The following is a 1,754-nucleotide window of genomic DNA, read 5'->3' on the forward strand; positions in this document are numbered from 1 at the left end:
GCCGAGCTTCGGCCGTTCAGCCGCACTGAGTTCGAGAATCTCAGTGGTATAGACGTCCTCGGCCTTCGGCCTGCCGTTCGGATACTGGCCAATCTGGTCAAGCAGCGCGATCTGGCTCTCGATTGAGGCAGGATCGAAGGTGCCCCATCCATCCTTTTTCGTGTTCTCGTCGAAGGACAGTTTCAGCACCAGGGAGATCGTCTTCTTTTCCCAGCCTGCATCGATCTCGGGATAGGCAGCGACGAGCTTGTCGACCGCCTGTTCGGGATTGGCGTGGACCCAGCCCCATCCTTTGGCGACCGCGCCGATGAATTTCGCCAGGATCTCGGAATTGGATTCGATCGCGCTGTCGGTTGCGAAATAGACGTCGGCATAGGACGCCAGGCCCAGCTCCGACAACAGAAGATCGATGCGATCATCGCCGACGACACTGAGCGCCTGCGTGTTGGTGATCCAACCGCCGATCGCATCCACGTCGCCACGTACGAGCGGGGCCTTGTCGAACCCGACATTGACGATGGTGACCTCGGAAGGGTCGATCTTGTTCTTCGCAAGCATCGCGTCGATGGCGAAGCGCGCGGTCGGCTGCGTGCCGATCCGCATGCCCTTCAGATCCGCCACCGACCGAATCGGCTTCGCCGGTTTCGACGTCAGCGCATAAGGCCCGGTGCGATAGCCGCAGGCGATGATCTTTATCGGAACGCCGCTCGCCCGCGCGGCATAGAGTTGAGGCGATTCGGAAAATTGGCCGAGCTGAGCGGCACCGGACACCACCGGCGGCACAGTGGCGGCGTTCGGTCCGCCGGGGCTGAACTCGACTTCGAGCCCGGCCTCTTTGAAGTAGCCATTGGCGACGGCTGCGACGTCGCCGATCTGGCCATTCGACATCAGCCAGTCATACTGGACGACGAGCTTGGCGGCTGCCGAGGCGCTGGCGCCAAACAGCTGAAGTCCCGGCCCGAAAGCCGCCAGGCCGGCGGCGCCGGCCTTCAGGATCGATCTGCGATTCCACTGCGATGTGTTCCCACTCATCTTCTTGCTCCTTTGTTGGACATGTTTGCATGCCGCGCGGCCCTTCTTGCGAGGCCGTCGCGATCGGATCACACTTGCGTGTCGTGATAGTCGCCCGGTCCCGCGCCGGTCCAGGCGTAGAGCTCCCACAGTGTCCCATCCGGGTCGTGGAAGTAGGCGCAGCGCGCGTTCCAGACATAGTCGCCGGGCGGTCCGACGAACGGCACTCCCTTGTCCGACAGTTCGGCATAGAGCCGGTCGACCTCGCCGGCGTTTTCCAGTTCCATGGCGACACATGCCTTGTGCGCCTGCTTCGGCGAGCGGACATTCGAGACGCCGCAGTGGCGATTGATGTGATCCAGTTCCCAGGCGGCGAGTGTCACGCGCTCGGAATGAAAATCGACAAAGCCCTCGGCGCGGCGCCTGATCCGGTAGCCGAGTTTCTGGGTGTAGAAGTCGATGGTACGGTCGATATCCTCGACAAGAAGGCAGATATCGGTGATTGCCTTGGTCTGGCCGAGCGACATGGTCATTTGCCTCGATTGATCTTCGCGGTGAGTTCGACCCCTACGCGCGATGCCGCGCCATCGATGTGCCGGCGCATCGCATCGCCGGCAGCCTGTGGATCATGCGCGGCGAGCGCGTCGTAGATTCGCACGTGCTCGGCGACGTTGACCTCGACCAGGTCGTGGAGCGGATTGGTGAGGCGGGCATAGTGGATCGACTGGCGGGTCTGTTCGGAG

At 62.4% G+C, this 1,754-nt stretch carries 3 protein-coding genes; all 3 read right to left on the reverse strand.

Features of this window, described 5'->3' with window-relative positions:
* Window positions 1–1,032: ABC transporter substrate-binding protein (locus tag EOA86_RS33375; RefSeq protein WP_164892268.1), on the reverse strand; the 1,032-nt coding region annotated here is incomplete at its 3' end.
* Window positions 1,033–1,100: 68 nt separating this feature from the next.
* Window positions 1,101–1,544 carry a VOC family protein gene (locus EOA86_RS33380; RefSeq protein WP_128345441.1) on the reverse strand — a complete coding sequence of 148 codons (444 nt, stop codon included), beginning with the start codon at window positions 1,542–1,544 and terminating at the stop codon, window positions 1,101–1,103.
* Window positions 1,541–1,754: FCD domain-containing protein (locus tag EOA86_RS33385; RefSeq protein ID WP_128345442.1), on the reverse strand; the 214-nt coding region annotated here is incomplete at its 5' end. The genes EOA86_RS33380 and EOA86_RS33385, both read right to left, overlap by 4 nt.

The sequence above is a fragment of the Mesorhizobium sp. M5C.F.Ca.IN.020.32.2.1 genome (assembly GCF_004023105.1).
Lineage (GTDB): Bacteria > Pseudomonadota > Alphaproteobacteria > Rhizobiales > Rhizobiaceae > Mesorhizobium > Mesorhizobium wenxiniae.

What these genes read in the sequence shown, in the direction of transcription:
- EOA86_RS33380 (WP_128345441.1), bottom strand. Translation starts at nt 1,544, where the DNA reads ATGACCATGTCGCTCGGCCAGACCAAGGCAATCACCGATATCTGCCTT.